Annotated in this window: 18 protein-coding genes; 10 read left to right on the forward strand and 8 right to left on the reverse strand. The window is 58.3% G+C overall.

What is annotated here, in order from left to right; all coding sequences use genetic code 11:
• The first annotated feature begins 51 nt into the window (after window positions 1-51).
• The 5 genes from AB6731_RS06640 to AB6731_RS06660 are packed head-to-tail and all read left to right on the forward strand — an operon-like array spanning window position 52 to window position 5,695.
• On the forward strand, window positions 52-2,037 hold the full coding sequence (locus tag AB6731_RS06640) for a TonB-dependent hemoglobin/transferrin/lactoferrin family receptor (protein ID WP_257806276.1): 1,986 nt from the start codon (window positions 52-54) through the stop codon (window positions 2,035-2,037).
• Window positions 2,038-2,084: 47 nt separating this feature from the next.
• Window positions 2,085-3,113, forward strand: coding sequence for a hemin-degrading factor (locus tag AB6731_RS06645; RefSeq protein ID WP_371006070.1), 1,029 nt, complete (start codon window positions 2,085-2,087; stop codon window positions 3,111-3,113).
• Window positions 3,110-3,931, forward strand: a complete 822-nt coding sequence (locus AB6731_RS06650) for a hemin ABC transporter substrate-binding protein (RefSeq protein ID WP_342863582.1) — start codon at window positions 3,110-3,112, stop codon at window positions 3,929-3,931. The genes AB6731_RS06645 and AB6731_RS06650 overlap by 4 nt, the downstream gene beginning before the upstream one ends.
• Window positions 3,931-4,923 carry an iron ABC transporter permease gene (locus AB6731_RS06655; protein WP_257806270.1) on the forward strand — a complete coding sequence of 331 codons (993 nt, stop codon included), beginning with the start codon at window positions 3,931-3,933 and terminating at the stop codon, window positions 4,921-4,923. The genes AB6731_RS06650 and AB6731_RS06655 overlap by 1 nt, the downstream gene beginning before the upstream one ends.
• Window positions 4,916-5,695 carry a heme ABC transporter ATP-binding protein gene (locus AB6731_RS06660; RefSeq protein WP_252068150.1) on the forward strand — a complete coding sequence of 260 codons (780 nt, stop codon included), beginning with the start codon at window positions 4,916-4,918 and terminating at the stop codon, window positions 5,693-5,695. Before AB6731_RS06655 ends, AB6731_RS06660 begins: the two co-directional genes overlap by 8 nt.
• Here AB6731_RS06660 and AB6731_RS06665 read toward each other — a convergent pair.
• Complete coding sequence (locus AB6731_RS06665; protein WP_020884395.1) at window positions 5,662-6,585, reverse strand: LysR family transcriptional regulator; 924 nt, start codon at window positions 6,583-6,585, stop codon at window positions 5,662-5,664. The two genes, AB6731_RS06660 and AB6731_RS06665, sit on opposite strands and share 34 nt — an antisense overlap.
• Window positions 6,586-6,725: 140 nt before the next feature.
• Here AB6731_RS06665 and AB6731_RS06670 point away from each other — a divergent pair, with 140 nt between their 5' ends.
• The 5 genes from AB6731_RS06670 to AB6731_RS06690 are packed head-to-tail and all read left to right on the forward strand — an operon-like array spanning window position 6,726 to window position 11,512.
• Window positions 6,726-7,433, forward strand: coding sequence for a CoA transferase subunit A (locus tag AB6731_RS06670; protein WP_068794528.1), 708 nt, complete (start codon window positions 6,726-6,728; stop codon window positions 7,431-7,433).
• A 2-nt stretch (window positions 7,434-7,435) separates the two neighbouring features.
• On the forward strand, window positions 7,436-8,092 hold the full coding sequence (locus AB6731_RS06675; protein WP_252068151.1) for a 3-oxoacid CoA-transferase subunit B: 657 nt from the start codon (window positions 7,436-7,438) through the stop codon (window positions 8,090-8,092).
• 9 nt (window positions 8,093-8,101) lie between these two features.
• On the forward strand, window positions 8,102-9,283 hold the full coding sequence (locus AB6731_RS06680) for an acetyl-CoA C-acetyltransferase (protein WP_371006071.1): 1,182 nt from the start codon (window positions 8,102-8,104) through the stop codon (window positions 9,281-9,283).
• A 53-nt stretch (window positions 9,284-9,336) separates the two neighbouring features.
• Entirely contained in the window at window positions 9,337-10,731 is a 1,395-nt protein-coding gene (locus AB6731_RS06685; RefSeq protein ID WP_223145393.1) for a GntP family permease, read from the forward strand.
• Between the two features lie 10 nt (window positions 10,732-10,741).
• Complete coding sequence (locus tag AB6731_RS06690) at window positions 10,742-11,512, forward strand: 3-hydroxybutyrate dehydrogenase (RefSeq protein WP_032681201.1); 771 nt, start codon at window positions 10,742-10,744, stop codon at window positions 11,510-11,512.
• Window positions 11,513-11,571: 59 nt separating this feature from the next.
• On the opposite strand, the gene selO is transcribed toward AB6731_RS06690, so the two are convergent.
• The 7 genes from selO to ihfA all read right to left on the reverse strand — a co-directional run bounded on the left by selO (window position 11,572) and on the right by ihfA (window position 17,346).
• Window positions 11,572-13,014, reverse strand: a complete 1,443-nt coding sequence (gene selO / locus AB6731_RS06695; RefSeq protein WP_371006072.1) for a protein adenylyltransferase SelO — start codon at window positions 13,012-13,014, stop codon at window positions 11,572-11,574.
• A 64-nt stretch (window positions 13,015-13,078) separates the two neighbouring features.
• On the reverse strand, window positions 13,079-13,789 hold the full coding sequence (locus tag AB6731_RS06700; RefSeq protein WP_020884402.1) for an EAL domain-containing protein: 711 nt from the start codon (window positions 13,787-13,789) through the stop codon (window positions 13,079-13,081).
• Between the two features lie 294 nt (window positions 13,790-14,083).
• Complete coding sequence (locus AB6731_RS06705) at window positions 14,084-14,548, reverse strand: NlpC/P60 family protein (RefSeq protein ID WP_020884403.1); 465 nt, start codon at window positions 14,546-14,548, stop codon at window positions 14,084-14,086.
• 74 nt (window positions 14,549-14,622) lie between these two features.
• The gene (btuD, locus tag AB6731_RS06710; protein ID WP_059305548.1) at window positions 14,623-15,378 is read right to left on the reverse strand and encodes a vitamin B12 ABC transporter ATP-binding protein BtuD; all 756 of its coding nucleotides are present in this window, start codon (window positions 15,376-15,378) and stop codon (window positions 14,623-14,625) included.
• Window positions 15,378-15,929 (reverse strand): glutathione peroxidase, encoded by a 552-nt coding sequence (locus AB6731_RS06715; protein WP_014169696.1) that lies wholly within the window; start codon window positions 15,927-15,929, stop codon window positions 15,378-15,380. Before AB6731_RS06715 ends, btuD begins: the two co-directional genes overlap by 1 nt.
• A 33-nt stretch (window positions 15,930-15,962) precedes the next feature.
• Window positions 15,963-16,943 carry a vitamin B12 ABC transporter permease BtuC gene (gene btuC / locus AB6731_RS06720; RefSeq protein WP_251884824.1) on the reverse strand — a complete coding sequence of 327 codons (981 nt, stop codon included), beginning with the start codon at window positions 16,941-16,943 and terminating at the stop codon, window positions 15,963-15,965.
• A gap of 103 nt (window positions 16,944-17,046) precedes the next feature.
• Window positions 17,047-17,346, reverse strand: a complete 300-nt coding sequence (gene ihfA / locus AB6731_RS06725) for an integration host factor subunit alpha (RefSeq protein WP_003857805.1) — start codon at window positions 17,344-17,346, stop codon at window positions 17,047-17,049.
• Window positions 17,347-17,349: the final 3 nt, after the last annotated feature.

Genomic DNA, 17,349 nt, shown 5'->3' on the forward strand with positions numbered 1-17,349 from the left:
CCAGGTGATCCCCAGGCAGCCAGCGCTTTCGATTCTTTATGGAGAGTTGCTATGCCACACCTGCATTCCTCATTTTTGCGCCCGTCCTGCCTTGCGCTATCCGTTGTCAGCGCCCTGCCGGGCGTCACGTTTGCGGCCACAGATGACATGACCGTTATCGCCACCGGCAACGCCCGCAGCGCCTTCGAAGCCCCGATGATGGTCAGCGTGATTGACACCGCGGCCCCGGAAAACCAGACCGCCAGCTCGGCCGCCGACCTGCTGCGCTACGTCCCAGGCCTGATGCTTGACGGCACCGGGCGCACCAACGGTCAGGACGTCAACCTGCGCGGTTACGACCGCCGCGGCGTGCTGGTGCTGGTGGATGGCGTGCGCCAGGGGACCGACACTGGCCACCTGAACAGCACGTTCCTCGACCCGGCTCTGATTAAACGTATCGAAGTGGTTCGCGGCCCGTCAGCCTTACTGTACGGCAGCGGCGCACTGGGGGGCGTGATCGCGTATGACACCGCCGATGCAAATGACCTGCTGGAACCGGGCAAAAACAGCGGCTACCGCGTGTTTGGTACGGGCGCGACGGGCGATCACAGTCTGGGCATGGGGGCCAGCGCTTACGGGCGTACCGAAACCCTGGACGGACTGGTTGCCTGGTCGAGCCGCGATCGCGGCGATCTGCGCCAGAGCGACGGTGAAAAAGCGCCGAATGACGAATCCATCAACAACATGCTGGCAAAAGGCCGCTGGGCCATCGACCCGGCCCAGACCCTGAGCGGATCCCTGCGCTATTACAATAACGCGGCGCAGGAGCCAAAAAACCCGCAAACCCCCGCCGCAGACGCCAGCAGCAATCCCATGACCGATCGCTCCACCATTCAGCGAGACGCTCAGCTGGGCTATCACCTGGCTCCCCAGGGCAACGACTGGCTGAATGCCGATGCGAAACTCTACTGGTCTGAAGCGCGCATTAACGCCCAGAACATTGACGGCACCGGCGAGTTTCGCAAGCAGACCACCAAAGGTGGCAAAGTGGAAAACCGCACCCGTCTGTTCAGCGACACGTTTGCCTCACATCTTCTGACCTATGGCGGCGAATACTACCGTCAGGAGCAACATCCGGGGGGCACCACCACCGGCTTCCCGGAGGCTAAAATCGATTTCAGCTCCGGCTGGCTGCAGGACGAGATCACCCTGCGCGACCTGCCGGTCACGCTTCTCGGCGGTACCCGTTACGATAATTACCGCGGGAGCAGCGAAGGATACGACGATGTGAACGCGGACAGATGGTCCTCCCGTGCCGGACTGACCATCAGCCCGACCGACTGGCTGATGCTGTTCGGCTCTTACGCACAGGCCTTCCGTGCGCCGACCATGGGTGAAATGTATAACGACGCCAAACACTTCTCCATCGGCCGCTTTTACACTAACTACTGGGTGCCGAACCCGAACCTGCGTCCGGAAACCAATGAAACGCAGGAGTTTGGCTTCGGACTGCGCTTTGACGACGTCATGCTTGCTAACGATGCGCTGGAATTCAAGGCCAGCTACTTCGACACCAAAGCCAAAGACTACATCTCCACCAGCGTCGATTTTGCGGCTGCGACCACCATGTCCATGAACGTTCCCCACGCCAAAATCTGGGGCTGGGACGTGATGGCGAAATACACGGCCGACCTGTTCAACCTCGACGTCGCCTACAACCGCACCCGGGGAAAAGATACCGATACGGGCGAGTATATCTCCAGCATCAACCCGGATACCGTCACCAGCAAGCTGGATATCCCGGTGGCGCAAAGCGGTTTCTCCGTGGGCTGGATCGGCACCTTCGTCGATCGCTCAACCCATATCAGCAGTAGCTACAGCGAACAGCCGGGCTATGCGGTTAACGATTTCTACGTAAGCTATAAAGGCCAGGAGCAGCTCAAAGGGGTAACCACGACGCTGGTGCTGGGTAACGCGTTCGACAAGGCGTACTGGTCTCCTCAGGGCATTCCTCAGGACGGACGCAACGGTAAGATTTTTGTGAGTTACCAGTGGTAATCCCCACGCCCCGGCCTGCCGGGGCCCTTATTCGAAAGGAAGAGACAATGAATCACTACACACGCTGGCTTGCGCTGAAAGAAGAAAACCCGGGTCAATACGCACGTGACATCGCAGGCTTAATGAACATCAGCGAAGCAGAGCTGACCTTCGCCCGCGTGGGCCACGACGCCTGGCGCCTGCACGGCGACATCCGCGAAATCATCGGCGCGCTGGAAGCCGTGGGCGAGACCAAATGCATCTGTCGTAACGACTATGCAGTTCACGAGCAGGTGGGCGCGTTTACGCATCAACACCTTAGCGGCCACGCCGGGCTGGTACTGAATCCGCGGGCGCTGGATCTGCGCCTGTTTCTCAACCAGTGGGCGAGCGCGTTCCACATCAGTGAAACCACCGCCCGCGGTGAGCGTCAGAGCATTCAGTTCTTCGACCTTCAGGGCGATGCCCTGCTGAAAGTTTACACGACCGATAACACCGATATTTCTGCCTGGGGCGACCTGCTTACGCGCTTTATCTTTGCCGATAATCCCCCACTGGCGCTGAAGCATGCCGATGTCCCTGCCCACAACGAAAAGGCTGATGCCGCCCTCGTTGATCAGGAGTGGCGCGCCATGACCGACGTGCATCAGTTCTTCGGCCTGCTGAAGCGCCACAATCTGAGCCGCCAGCAGGCGTTTCGTCTGGTGGGTGACGATCTGGCCTGCAGGATAGAAAACACTGCTCTGGCACAGCTGCTGGAAACGGTCCGCCTGGAGGGGAATGAGATGATGATCTTCGTCGGCAACCGCGGCTGCGTGCAGATCTTTACCGGCGTGGTGGAAAACGTCGTCCCGATGAAAGGCTGGCTCAACATCTTCAACCCAACCTTTACCCTGCATCTGCGGGATACGTCCATCGCCGAAACATGGGTGACGCGTAAACCCACCGCTGACGGGCACGTCACCAGCCTGGAGCTCTTCGCCGCCGACGGGACGCAAATCGCTCAACTGTACGGTCAACGCAGCGAAGGTGAACCAGAGCAGCGTCAGTGGCGCAGCCAGGTTGACGCCCTGACCCGAAAAGGGCTGGCCGCATGAAAAAATGGCTCGCCCTGCTCTGCGCCCTGCCGCTGGTGACGTTCGCGGCCACACCGCAGAAAATTGTCGCCCTGGGGGGTGACGTGACTGAGATTGTTTATGCCCTTGGCGCGGGATCGTCACTGGTTGCCCGCGACAGCACCAGCCAGTGGCCGCAGGCGGCGAACGCCCTGCCCGACGTCGGCTATTTGCGCCAGCTTAACGCGGAGGGGATCTTATCCATGCGCCCGACGCTGGTGCTGGCCAGTGCTCAGGCGCAGCCCTCGCTGGCGTTAAAACAGGTCGAGGAAAGTCACGTCAGTGTCGTCACCGTTCCCGGCAGTCATGACCTGAGCGTGATTGACGAAAAGGTGCGAGTCATTGCCGAAGCGACGCATCGCGAAGCACAGGGGGACGCATTGCGCGCTACGCTGCGCCAGGCGCTGGCAGCCCTGCCCACCTCGCCACTCGACAAACGGGTGCTGTTTATCCTCAACCACGGCGGGATGACCGCGATGGCTGCCGGACAACAGACCGCCGCGGATGCAGCCATTCGCGCAGCGGGTTTGCAAAACGCGATGCAGGGCTTTACCCGTTATCAGCCGCTGTCCCAGGAAGGCGTAATTGCCAGCCAGCCTGACCTTGTGGTGATTTCGCAGGATGGCGTAAAGGCATTGGGTGGCGAAGCGAATGTGTGGACACTTCCCGGCCTGGCGCAAACGCCGGCGGGACGGAACAGGCAGGTGCTGACCATCGACGATATGGCTCTGCTGGGCTTTAGCGTGCGCACGCCGCAGGCCATACAGCAATTGCGCATCCGGGCGGAGCAACTGCCCTGATGTCCCGACGGATCGCGTTGTCGCTGTGGATGCTGGCCGCCATCCTGACGATCATGACGCTGGCGGCCTCCGGGGCTGGCGCACTGCATCTGCCGGTCAGTCTGCTGTGGCGCGGCAGTGATGAAAGCCTGCGTCAGATCTGGCTGACCATTCGTCTCCCCCGGGTTCTGCTGGCGCTGGTCACCGGCGGCTCGCTGGCGCTGGCAGGCTGCGTAATGCAGGGGCTTTTTCGTAATCCGCTGGCGGATCCGGGGCTGCTTGGGATCAGCAGCGGCGCGGCGCTGGCCGTGGCATTGTGGGTGGTTATTCCCCTCTCGCTCCCCGCGCTGATGATGCTTTACGCTCCCATGATCGCGGCATTTGGGGGGGCGCTGGCGGCCACCTTCGTCATTTTTGTCCTTAGCCAGCAGCGTAACAGCACACTTTCACGTCTGTTACTGGTAGGCATTGCCCTCAATGCCCTGTGCGGTGCGGCAGTCGGCGTACTGTCATGGCTCAGCAATGATGCCCAGCTTCGCCAGCTCTCCCTCTGGGGCATGGGCAGCCTGGGTCAGGCGCAGTGGTCTACGCTGCTGGCCGTCACCTCGCTGATGGTGCCAGGCGTTCTGATTATCTGGCGTCTTGCCTGCGCGCTCAATTTACTGCAGCTGGGTGAAGAAGAAGCGCACTACCTTGGCGTGGCGGTAGTGAAGGTACAGCGGATCCTGTTGCTGTGCAGCGCCTTACTGGTTGCCGCCGCAGTTGCCGTCAGCGGGGTGATTGGTTTTGTCGGTCTGGTGGTGCCGCACCTGATACGGATGTGGCTGGGCGCCGATCACCGGGCCGTGATCCCCGGCTCCGTACTGGCCGGGGCATCGCTGCTGCTGGTTGCCGATACGGTGGCGCGCACGCTGGTCGCACCGGCTGAAATGCCGGTCGGTTTACTGACCAGTCTCTTCGGCGCGCCGTGGTTCCTGTGGCTCATTTTTCGTCGTGGAGGCGCACATGGCTGAACGCTACTACGCGGAACGTCTTGTTTATCAGGTCGGGCAACGGGCGCTTATCAACGACGTGTCGCTGGCATTATCTCCGGGGGAAATGGTGGCGTTGATTGGGCCTAACGGTGCCGGAAAATCGACGTTACTGCGCCTGCTCACAGGCTATCTCACGCCTTCAGGCGGGCAATGCAGCCTGGCAGGTACGCCGCTTGAGGCGTGGCACCCGCAAAAGCTCTCACGCCGTCGGGCAGTGATGCGCCAGAATACGCAGCTCGGTTTCGACTGGCCGGTCGACGCGGTGGTGGGTATGGGCCGCGCGCCCTGGACGCGCTACCCTGAAGCCCCGGTTGTCGAAGCCGTAATGGCGATAACGGGCTGCCTGCCCCTCGCAGACCGACACTTTTCGGCCCTCTCCGGTGGCGAGCAACAACGGATCCAGCTCGCCCGCGCCCTGGCGCAGCTCTGGCATGACGGCGGGCCGCGCGGCTGGCTGTTTCTCGATGAACCCACTTCCGCGCTGGATCTTTACCACCAGCAGCATCTGCTGCGGTTGTTGAAATCCCTGACCCGTCAGGGCGATTTTCACGTGTGCGTGGTGCTGCACGACCTCAATCTGGCAGCGCTGTGGGCGGACCGGATCCTGCTGCTGCATAACGGCACGCTGGTTTCTCAGGGCACGCCGGAAACGGTTTTACAGGCCGACGCGCTGGCCCGGTGGTATGGCGCGCAGGTATACGTTGGCCCACATCCGGTTCACGCCTCACCGCAGGTGTTTCTCGCGCCCTGACCGGGCTGATAAAAATCTTTCAGCGTCTCGAGCAGGGCATGCGCCGCTTTTGAAAGCTGCGTGTGCCCGGGGTGGATCACGCCGATGCATTTTTCAATCGGCGGGTTATCGAGTGGAATACAGACCGCGCCTAACGAGGTCATCTGCGCCTCACACAGTGCCGGGACCGCACTGCCGCCCAGGCCGCTGGCGACCATTCTGCCTACCGTCACCAGCTGATGGCTCTCCAGCGCCACATCCAGTTTACGACCGCTGCGGGCCAGCTCCTCTTCCATCATCAGACGAACGGCCGAAGGGCGCTGCAGGGTTATGAAATCCAGCGTCAGTAGCGCTTCCCATGACAGGCGTTTTTTGGCTGCCAGAGCGGATGATTTCGGCACAATGGCGACAAATCGATCGAGACCCAGCGGCGTAAAAAGCAGGTTATGGGTCGGCGCCGGTTCAAACGCGATCCCCATCTCTACCCGCCCTTCCCGCACCATTTCAATTACCTGCTCGTTGATAACATCGTGCACGGTGACGTTGATCCCGGCGTGGCGATCGCGAAATGCCTTGAGCACCTCCGGCAGGACATTCGCCGCAAATGACGGCATCGCCGCGACTGAGATTTTGCCGCGCTGCAGCGTAAAGCACTGATGCATGGCCTCTTCAGCGTTATCCCAGTCCGCCAGCAGCTGCCGCGCCATCGGTAAAAAGGTCTCCCCCTCCTGCGTCAGCGCCACCTTGCGGGTGCTGCGCTGCAACAGCGGTCCCCCCAGCGCCTCCTCCAGACCCTTGATCGTCAGGCTGAGCGCCGGCTGGGAAAGATTCAGCCGTTCACTGGCATGCGCGAAATTCAGAGTGTGAGCTACCGCTAAAAACGCGCGTAACTGTTTGACACTCATTCTCATTTTTCACCTTGTTAACTAATTGAAAAAATTTAGTTAACAGGAAATTAATAAAAAAACCAAATGAGTGGGTCACAAATTCAAAATTAACAAATGAGTCGCCGCCCCTAATGATACCGGCACGGATAACGGGAGGGATGATTATGGCGGGACTGGATAAGCGCGTCAGCAGCTATGCGCAGGCGCTGGACGGGCTGACGGACGGAATGACATTGCTGGCAGGCGGCTTCGGCCTGTGCGGCATTCCTGAGAACCTGATTGCCGAAGTCAGACGCCGTCAGGTGCAGAGGCTGACGGTGGTTTCAAACAACTGCGGCGTCGATGGTTTTGGTCTCGGGATACTCCTTGAGACGCGCCAGGTACGAAAAGTGGTGGCGTCGTACGTGGGCGAAAATGCGCTGTTCGAGCAACAGGTGTTGAGCGGCGAGCTGGAAGTGGAACTCACCCCACAGGGAACCCTGGCAGAAAAGGTTCGCGCTGGCGGAGCGGGTATTCCGGCGTTTTACACGGCCACCGGCTATGGCACCCCCGTGGCTGCTGGCAAGGAAGTTCGCCAGTTTGCCGGCAAGCATTATGTCCTCGAAGAGGCCATCACCGGCGATTTTGCGCTGATCAAGGGCTGGAAAGCGGACTGGTATGGCAACGTTATCTATCGCCATACCGCGCAAAACTTTAACCCGCTGATGGCCACCGCGGGCCGGATAACGGTGGTGGAAGTGGAAGAGATCGTCGCCCCGGGCGAACTGCCCCCGTCGGCCATTCATACCCCGGGGATCTACGTCGACAGGCTGATTGTCGGCCAGTTCGAGAAACGCATTGAACAGCGCACGCTGCGCGCAGAGGGAGTCTGAAGATGTTAACCCGTGAACAGATGGCCATGCGCATCGCCCGAGAACTGCGCGACGGTTACTACGTCAACCTGGGGATAGGGATCCCCACCCTTGTGGCGAACTATATTCCGGCGGGAATGGACGTGATGCTCCAGTCTGAAAACGGCCTGCTGGGGATGGGAGCCTTTCCGGATGAGCAGAGCCTTGACGCCGACATGATTAACGCCGGTAAGCAGACCGTCACCGCGAGGATCGGTGCCGCCATTTTCGACTCGGCTCAGTCGTTCGCCATGATCCGGGGTGGCCATGTTGACCTGACCGTACTCGGGGCGTTCGAAGTGGATGTCGAAGGCAACATCGCCTCGTGGATGATCCCGGGCAAGATGGTGAAAGGGATGGGAGGCGCGATGGATCTGGTCGCCGGGGCGCAGAACATCATTGTGGTGATGACCCATGCCGCAAAAAACGGCGAGTCAAAACTGCTGCCGCGCTGCACGCTGCCGTTGACCGGCGCTGGCTGCATCCGTCGGGTGTTAACCGACCTTGCGTTGCTGGAGATTGAAGACGGCGCGTTCATTCTGCGGGAATACGCCCCCGGCGTCAGTATTGACGACATCGTCAGTAAAACAGCCGGGAAAATCATCGTGGCGGACGACGTGCGCGAGATGCGCTTCAACTGAGGAGTGAACATGAATGAGGTCATGATTGTCGGGGCCACGCGAACCCCTGTAGGCAGTTTTCGCGGATCGCTCTCCTCCCTTTCCGCGGTTGAACTGGGTGCCGTAGCGGTTCGTCGCCTGCTTGAGAACAGCCAGCTGTGCGCAGATCAGGTAGACGAACTGATTTTCGGTCAGGTGCTGACGGCAGGGTGCGGACAAAACCCCGCCCGTCAGACCGCTCTCACGGCCGGATTGCCCGTCAGTACCCCCGCGACAACCGTCAATCTGGTGTGCGGTGCTGGTTTAAAAGCGGTGCAGCTCGCCGCGCAGGCTATCCGCTGCGGCGATGCCGACGTGGTTATCGCTGGCGGCCAGGAGAGCATGAGCAATGCCCCTTACCTGCTGGACGGTGCGCGGTCAGGGTTGCGTTTTGGTCATACAGGGTTGCAGGACAGCATGATAACGGACGGCCTGTGGGACGCATTTAACGATTATCACATGGGCATCACCGCGGAAAACGTTGCCCGCCAGTATGGCATCTCCCGCGAGCAGCAGGACGCTTTTGCCGCCCGGTCGCAGCAAAAAGCGGCGTCGGCCATTGCGCGCGGTCTGTTTGACGCGGAGATGGCTCCGGTCACGGTGAGCGAGGGTAAAAAGCCGCCGCGCCTGGTCAGCAGTGATGAACAACCCCGGCCGGGAACCACCGCTGAGCAACTCGCGCACCTGCGCCCTGCCTTTCGTCGTGAAGATGGAACGGTGACGGCGGGTAATGCCTCAACCCTGAACGATGGTGCCGCTGCGGTGCTGTTAATGAGCGGTGAAAAAGCGCGGGAAAGCGGATTACCGATCCTGGGACGGGTCGTGAGTTATGCCGTGACCGGCGTTGATCCATCGGTGATGGGCATCGGGCCGGTCAGCGCCTGCCAGACGGCTCTGGCCCGGGCAGGCTGGGCGCTGGATGAAGTGGACGTCATTGAAGCAAATGAAGCCTTTGCCGCGCAGGCGCTGGCCGTTGGCAAACTGCTCGGCTGGGATGAACGCAAGGTGAACGTTAACGGTGGTGCGATTGCGCTTGGCCACCCCATCGGCGCCTCTGGCTGTAGGATCCTCGTCACGCTGCTGCATGAGATGCAACGCCGCGACGCGAAAAAAGGGCTCGTCACCCTGTGTGTGGGAGGTGGGCAAGGCATTGCGTTAACCCTTGCGCGCTAACCGCGCCCGGACATCTCGTTGGTACCCGAATATAACAATGATAGTGAGGAGTCATAATGAGTGTGTTGATTGCCCTGGCGGCGCTGGCATTGCTGATGCTTGCGGCCTATCGCGGATACAGCGTTATTCTGTTTGCCCCCATCGCGGCGCTGGGTGCCGTGCTGCTGACCGATCCGGGGGCCGTCGGCCCGACGTTTACCGGTCTGTTTATGGAAAAGATGGTCGGCTTCGTCAAGCTCTACTTCCCGGTGTTCCTGCTGGGTGCCGTGTTTGGCAAGCTGATTGAGCTTTCCGGTTTCTCACGCGCTATCGTCGCTGCAGCGATCCAGATCCTCGGGCGCCGCCATGCGATTCCGGTCATTGTGCTGGTGTGTGCATTGTTAACGTACGGCGGCGTTTCGCTCTTCGTGGTGGCCTTTGCCGTCTATCCTTTTGCCGCCGAACTGTTCCGCCAGAGCGGCATCCCCAAACGTCTTATCCCGGCGACCGTGGCTCTGGGTGCGTTCTCGTTTACCATGGACGCCCTGCCCGGTACGCCGCAGATCCAGAACATTATCCCCACCAGCTTCTTTGGCACTAACGCCTGGGCTGCCCCGTGGCTTGGTCTTATTGGCTCGCTGTTTATCCTCTGTTTTGGCCTGCTCTGGCTGGAGCGTCAGCGGCGAAAGGCGCTCAACAACAATGAGGGCTACGGTTCCGATCTGAAAAATGAACCTGAAACGCCGGACAACATTAATCTGCCCCATCCGCTGATCGCCATTTCACCTCTGCTGCTGGTCGGGATCCTCAACCTGCTGTTTACCCGCTGGATCCCCGGCTGGTACGGGACGCGCCATGAACTTACCCTGCCCGGGCTGGCGAAGCCGATTGTCACCGAGGTCAGCAAAATCACCGCCATCTGGGCCGTGGAAGCGGCGCTGATCGCGGGTATTGTCATGGTACTGCTTTTTGGATTTCGCAATATCCGGGGACGGCTGGCAGAAGGCAGCCGGACGGCGGTCAGCGGCGCCATTCTGGCGGCAATGAATACCGCGTCTGAATACGGTTTCGGGGCGGTGATCGCTGCGCTGCCCGGTTTTCTGGTCTTATCCAAAGCGCTCGCCGCTATCCCGAACCCGTTGCTCAACGAAGCCATCAGCGTGACCGTGCTTGCCGGGATCACCGGTTCGGCGTCGGGCGGGATGAGCATCGCCCTTGCGGCCATGGCCGATACGTTTGTCGCGGCCGCCCACGCAGCCAATATCCCTCTGGAGGTTCTCCACCGCGTGGCCTCGATGGCCAGCGGCGGCATGGATACGCTTCCCCATAACGGGGCCGTGATAACGTTGCTTGCCATTACGGGTCTGAGCCATCGTCAGGCGTATGGCGGCATTTTCGCTATCACTCTCATCAAAAGTCTGGCGGTGCTTTTTGTCATTGCCGTGTTCTATCTCACCGGCATTGTGTAAGGAGAATAAAATGAATCTGAACGGTAAAACCGCACTGGTGACCGGCTCGACCAGTGGTATTGGACTTGGGATCGCTGGCGTGCTGGCGAAGGCCGGCGCGCAGTTGATTCTTAACGGTTTCGGCGACAGTGAATCGGCAAGAGACGAAATCGCAAAACGGGGTAAAACGCCGGGCTATCACGATGCGGACCTGCGTGACGTCCAGCAGATTGAAGCCATGATGCACTACGCCGAAACCCGGTATGGCGGAGTCGATATTCTGATCAACAACGCCGGTATACAGCACGTCGCACCTGTTGATGCGTTCCCGGTGGAGAAATGGAACGACATTATCGCCATCAACCTCTCTTCCGTCTTTCACACCAGCCGGCTGGCGCTGCCTGCGATGCAGGCGAAAAACTGGGGGCGCATCATTAATATCGCCTCCGTGCATGGGTTGGTCGCGTCGAAAGAGAAATCCGCCTATGTTGCCGCCAAGCATGGCGTGGTGGGCTTTACCAAATCCCTGGCGCTGGAGACCGCCCGCACCGGTATTACCGCCAATGCCATCTGTCCGGGCTGGGTGCTGACCCCGCTGGTGCAGCAGCAAATCGACAGACGTATTGCCGATGGCGTCGCACCGGATGTCGCTCGTGAGCAACTGCTGGCAGAGAAACAGCCCGCCGGTGAGTTTGTTACGCCGGAACAGCTAGGCGAGCTGGCGTTGTTTTTGTGCAGTGACAGCGCAGTACAGGTCCGCGGCGCCGCCTGGAATATGGATGGCGGATGGGTCGCACAGTGACCGCGGTATCGGCATAAAAAAACCTGGCACCGCAAGGTGTCAGGTTTTGTCCGCCCGGGCTAGCTCGAACAGCTCACTTCAAGGCGTTTTCCCCAGTCCGGCGGACGGCTTACATAGTCGTCATCACGGTCAGCAAACGGCGTACGCAGAGCCACATGCAGGCGATGTAATTCGTCATACTCACCCTGTTCTGCCTGTTCAATGGCCCGCTGCGCCAGCCAGTTGCGCAACACCATCGCCGGGTTCGCCGCGTTCATTTGCGCCTGCCGGGTTGCGTCGTCGACCTGCTCTTGCTGCAACCGCGCACGGTAAAGCGCAAACCAGTCGTCAAAGCCCTGCCTGTCAATGAACTCGTCGCGCAGCGGTGAGGCACTACTGTGTTGCTCAGTCTGGCTCAGCATCCGGAAGGTGCGGGTGTAATCGCTGCCTTCACGTTCCATGAGTGCAAACAGAGCGTTCAGGATGTCGTTATCGCCCCTCTCCTGCGTCACCAGCCCCAGTTTGTTGCGCATCAACGCGCCGTATTCGCGCAGTAAAATGTCCTGGTAGCTGTCGAGCGCATCATTCAGGGCATCAACGTCGATAAACGGCGACAGAGTTTGCGCAAGGCGCTGCAGGTTCCACAGGCCAACAGCCGGCTGATTGTCGAAACTGTAACGTCCCTGATAGTCAGAATGGTTGCAGATGTACCCCGGCTGATAGTCATCAAGGAAGCCAAACGGACCGTAATCAAAGGTCAACCCGAGAAGCGACATGTTGTCCGTGTTCATCACCCCATGGGCAAACCCGACTGTCTGCCAGCGGGCAATCATGGTTGCGGTACGGGCTACCACATCGCGGAACCAGAGAATGTACTTATCGGCCTCGTCCTGGAAATGAGACCAGTGATGACGAATGGCATAATCCGCAAGCTGGCGGACTTTTTCCGGCTCACGACGATAATAAAAGTGTTCAAAGTGGCCAAAACGCAGATGGCTTTGCGCAACGCGCATAAGCATCGCCCCTTTTTCCATCGTTTCACGCGCCACCGGGGTGTCACTGATTACAATCGACAGTGCGCGGGTGGTGGGGATCCCCAGCGCATGCATCGCTTCTGATGCCAGACATTCGCGAATAGTCGAACGCAATACCGCGCGCCCGTCGCCCATTCGAGAGTAAGGGGTCAGGCCGGCCCCCTTCAGGTGCCAGTCCACCGTCTCCCCGTTGGGCAGCCGTTGTTCGCCCAGCAGGATCCCCCGGCCATCGCCCAGTTGTCCTGCCCAGACGCCAAACTGATGTCCGCTATAGACCTGAGCCAGAGGCTGCATACCGGCAAGCAGCGTTTCGCCTCCCCAGACGCCAGCGCCGTCGGAGGGCTGAAACATCTCAGGTGGAACAGCCAGCTCATCTGCCAGCCGATCGTTATGCCAGATAAGACGGGAATTTTGTAACGGTGTGGGTTTGAGTGCGGTATAAAAACCCGGCAACTCGTCATGCCAGTGAGCAGTAAAAGACAGGGTCATAGGTCCTCCTGCTTTTAGTGTAGAGGGTTTACCCGGACTTAAACACGGGCGAAAGAGAGGGTTATCACTGAACGAGCGTGGTGACGTGCTCTGCAGAGACGGCTGGCCAGAGCGCCCCCTGCATTGCGCCAAAGTTAAAGGACAAGACGCGCTGCAATAAACCGTGGTCATCAATGCCGCCGACGAGCACGGACTGACAGTGAGGCGTTATTTGCCAGAGGATTGCGCGCATAAAAGGCTCAAAAGAGAGTTCAGAAGCACGCTGCTGGATAAATCCCTTGTCGAGAATGACCCGTTTAAACAATCCATCATAAACGGCTTTCAACGACGCTGCGCCTGCGCCAAAGTTTGCCAGCACCAGCGGAAAATGGATTGCCATTCTCGCCAGTTGCAGATCGTCCTTCCCGTTATTTAAACCTGGATAATTCTCATTAACAGTAAACTCAAGAAACGGATAACGCTCAAGTATTGAAACAGCGTTCCCATTACTTAATAAAAATTCAACAATTACAGGTGTAATATTGATCCATGCAATTAACTGATGCTGAATAAAAAACAGTTTACAGGTATCAAGCAATTGCAATTTCTCGTTAAACAACGCTAACTCTTCTTCAGCCGAAAGCCGCGGGATAACGAGTTCGGTAGGGATCCGAACGTGGGTACCGACGCCAGTAAAGTTAACCAGAACCTCTAAACCTTTAAGCTCGCCGGCGCTATTTCGGGCAGGCAGAAGCATCAGTTCAGACTGGTAAGCATTATCTAGCGTAATAATCATTGCACTCGCCCCGCATTAAAGATGAGAGAGGACATCCTGGAGCAATTGCCGACACAATTCCACTGTCTTGATTTTAATAAGATTAATTTCATTAGTTCCGTATTATTTTTCAGATTTATCCCTGAATCTAAAATAATCTTATCCTGGTTGCTCAGTAATAGCCAGTTTTAGATAAAACAGACACCTGAGGAGATAAGTCATTTTTCGTAAATTTAACTTTAAACCTCTTATTTGAGAAAAAATGGCATGATTTATTAGTTATCATGCCATCATAAGAGACTGCTCTTTGACAGACTAAATACGTCGTGCCTGCCAGAAGTTTTTACGCCAGTAAACATTATCGAGCGACGAGCGCATCACCCCACGGCTGGTCGAGGCGTGAATAAACTGATTATCGGTATCATAAATACCGACGTGAAGCCCACTGTCACCCGAGCCGGTTTTGAAAAAAACCAGGTCGCCGGGCAGCAAATCATCTTTATCGATTTCCGTGCCAATTTCCGCCTGTTTGCGCGTTTCGCGCGGAAGCTGTAAATCAAACTTATCGCGAAACGTCATCAGAACAAAGCCAGAACAATCTACGCCCCCACGGCTCATGCCGCCATAGCGATAGGGCGTGCCGCGCCAGTTGCTCAGCTGATCGTTAAGGCTGGCAATGACGGTAATAGAATCTGAAAGCCGCGGGTTAGGCGGCGGCGCACGATGGCTACTGCATCCCGCAAGAAATAACGCGGCCATCAGGAGAAACCAGAATCGCATTTTCAGACGAATCCTCTGCTTTTTTTGTTCTTTTCGTAATTTAGCGTGCAACGGCGTTAACAGGCAAGAAACGGTTACGCCTGCGCGGTAGAAATCAGCATCTTATGCCCTTCTATATCCAGCCTGCGGAAAGACATATTGTACGCGCGGGCAAGATTTGGCGGCGTCAATACCGCATCGCGCGTGCCGCTGGCAATCATCTTTCCTCGCGCCAACAGCCACACCCGGTGGGCGTGACGCAGCGTATGGTTCAGGTCATGACTGCTCATGACCACGCCGATCCCTTTTTTGCTCAGGGAGCTTAACAGGGTGTCCAGCGCGGCCTGCTGTGCCACATCCAGACCGCTCATCGGTTCATCCAGAAGCAGCAGTCTGCCATGTGGATTGCCGGCCGGGTGAATCTGCAAAATGACGGCCGCCAGACGCACGCGCTGCCACTCGCCTCCGGAAAGCTGGCTGGCATGCCGGGACAGTTTATCTTCTAGCCCTAATCCCGCCGCCACCTCAGTGAGCAGCGACGTATGCTGTTTATCGTGCAGATGCAGCATCAGGTAGTGCCAGACGGGCATCGCAAAGGGCGGGACCTGCTGCTGCACCAGATAGCTGCGCCTGTGTGCCAGCGAGACTGGCGACCAGTCAGCAAGGTTATGCTCCAGCAGGGTTATCTCCCCCGCGCCGGCGGTCAGCCCCGCCATGCGCGCCAGTAAGGTGCTTTTTCCTGCGCCGTTCGGCCCGACAAGATGCAGGATTTCGCCTGCATTGATGGCACCGGTTATCGGCTCCAGACGCCCCGTATCGGCGACGTCCGTGAGCTGCATCAGCAACGTCATTATTTCGCCAGTGCCAGCTTGATAGACTCCATCACAATCGGATCTTCAGGCGTCATGTCCGGTGAAAAACGCTGCACCACCTGTCCGTCACGACCAATAAGGAATTTTTCAAAATTCCACAGGATATCGTCCGGATAGAGCGGCGCGCGTCCTTTACTGGCCATGCGCTCATAAAAACCGCTGCCTTCCGGCGCAACGGCGGTCGGCGCGGCCGCCACCAGCTTCGCATACAGGGGATGGCGATGTTCACCGTTAACGTCGATTTTGCTGAACATCGGGAACGTCACACCGTAGGTGGTGCTGCAAAACGTTTTGATTTCGTCTTCGCTGCCCGGCTCCTGGCCCAGGAACTGGTTGCACGGGAAGCCCAGCACGGTGAAACCGTCTTTCTCCCAGGCTTTTTGAATGTTTTCCAGCTGCTCGTACTGCGGCGTCAGGCCACATTTGGAGGCCACATTCACGATGAGCAGCACGTTGCCTTTATAGCTTTCCAGCGTGGTTTTCTCACCCTCAATGGTGGTCACTTCGGTATTCAAAATATCAGACTGCATAGCATTCCCTCAGGTTATCTTACGGGTAGTGATTTAACGTCCGGATTTTAATAGTAGCCAGATAAATACCGGCGCGCCCAGCGTGGCGGTCACCACGCCTATTGGCAGCTCAGCGGCTGTCAGGGCGAGCCGGGCGATGATATCCGCCACCAGCAGCGTTACCGCCCCGGCAACCGCCGAGGCCGGCAGTAAGGTTCGATGGTCGGTGATCCCGCACAGACGCAGCATGTGCGGGATAACCAGCCCAATAAAGCCAATCGCCCCGGCCAGTGCCACGCTCACACCAACCAGCCAGCCAATGGCAATGACCAGCACGTTACGCCAGAAGCCTATTGGCATGCCAAGCTGGCGGGCCGAGGTTTCCCCCAGCGCGAGAATATTCAGCGGCTGTGCCTGCAGGCCTGCCCATAGCAAGACCGGTATCAGCAGTGCCATCAGCCAGCCCTGGCGCCAGTCTACGCCCCCGAAGCCGCCCATCATCCAGTACATCAACTGACGCAAGTCAAAGGATGTGGAGAAATACACCGCCCAGGTCATCAGCGCGCTACAGATGATCCCCAGAGCCACCCCGGCAAGCAGCAGCCGACTGGTTGATAAGTGCCGTCTGGCAAAGCGCAAAAGGATTACCGTTATCAGCAACGCGCCGATAATGGCGCTGAGGCTAATCCCCCATGAGGAGAGTTCCCCCCCGCCCAACATCACCGCCGCCACCAGCCCTACGCCCGCGCCATTCGACACGCCGAGCAGCCCGGGCTCCGCCAGCGGGTTATCAAATAATGCCTGCATAATGGTGCCGCACAATGCCAGCGCGGCGCCCACCAGGATCACCGCCAGCGTGCGCGGCAGACGGATTTGCCAGACGAAAAGCTGCCCCTCAGGCTCAAACCAGTGTTCAGGTCCTATCCACTGTTCCCCTGCGCACAGGCTAACGCCTGCGGTAACAATGAGCAGCAGCACGAGCAAAAGCAGGTGTCGTTGATCTAAACGTTGCTGGCGATGGGCATAATCAAGCATGGACATGGTTTTAGTAGCGTGTGATGTAATTGATTTTACGGCGGGTTTGCCAGAGAGCGCAAAGAAAAAAGGCCGCGTGAGCGGCCTTTTTAGTTAGTTCATATTACTCTGCTTTGGGCGTTGCGTTTTCGACACGGCTTTTTAACTTCTGGCCGGGTCTGAAGGTCACCACGCGGCGGGCTGTAATCGGAATATCTTCCCCCGTCTTTGGGTTACGGCCCGGACGTTGGTTTTTGTCACGCAAATCAAAATTGCCAAAACCGGAGAGTTTTACCTGCTCACCATTTTCCAGAGCACGACGGATCTCTTCGAAAAACAGCTCTACCAGCTCTTTGGCATCTCGTTTGCTAAGCCCAAGCTTATCAAACAGATATTCTGACATTTCAGCTTTTGTAAGCGCCATAGG

Source organism: Enterobacter sp. RCC_40 (genome assembly GCF_041360735.1).
GTDB lineage: Bacteria > Pseudomonadota > Gammaproteobacteria > Enterobacterales > Enterobacteriaceae > Enterobacter > Enterobacter ludwigii.